This window comes from Aphanothece microscopica RSMan92 (assembly GCF_046613545.2).
Taxonomy (GTDB): Bacteria; Cyanobacteriota; Cyanobacteriia; order PCC-6307; family Cyanobiaceae; genus NIES-981.
This window is the reverse complement of record NZ_JBKKKY020000380.1, coordinates 1-552: the sequence shown is the minus strand read 5'-3', so window position 1 is coordinate 552 and position 552 is coordinate 1. Positions and strand designations below refer to the sequence as shown.

Annotated in this window: 1 protein-coding gene; it reads right to left on the bottom strand. The window is 69.2% G+C overall.

Annotated features, from left to right (window positions below; all coding sequences use genetic code 11):
- Window positions 1–171: 171 nt before the first annotated feature.
- Window positions 172–552, bottom strand: a 381-nt coding sequence (locus ACLD7X_RS18115) for a phenylacetate--CoA ligase family protein (RefSeq protein ID WP_425625482.1), incomplete at its 5' end; no start/stop codon positions are given.

Sequence of the window (552 nt, the reverse complement as noted above, 5' to 3'; positions counted from 1 at the left end):
CATCCGCCGCCGCCAGCGCATCCTGCGCGGCGACCTGGGTGTAGATGGCGAGCCGCGGATTGAGCGCGGCTATCCGGTCCAGATAGGCCTGCGTCACGGCGCGCGCGGTGGTCTCGCGGCGGGCTAGCGCGCGTCCGAGCGCAGCAGCGCCGAGGGCATGAAGGGCTGCGGTCACTTGAAGCGCTCGTCGATCAGGCGGATCGGCTTCTGGCGCACCTCGATCTGGGTGAGCGGCGCTGTGGCCCCCTTGTCGACCAGATCGACCTGCACCTCGATGCCGATCTTGCGCTTCAGGATGGCGCGCGCCGCCTCGGTCACGGCGGAGCGGTCGCCCGCCGGAGCGGTCGTCTCGGCGATGACGACGAACTCATCGCGACCGGAGGCGTCGCGCACCGCCTTGCAGATGAACTCGCCCGCAAAGGCCGGGAGCTCATCCAGCATCGGCCCCACGCCCTGAGGGAAGATGTTGATGCCGCGCAGCTTCACCATGTTGTCTGAGCGGCCGAGAAACCCTTCGATCCGGCGGAACTTCAGGTCCAGCGGCGAGGCGTC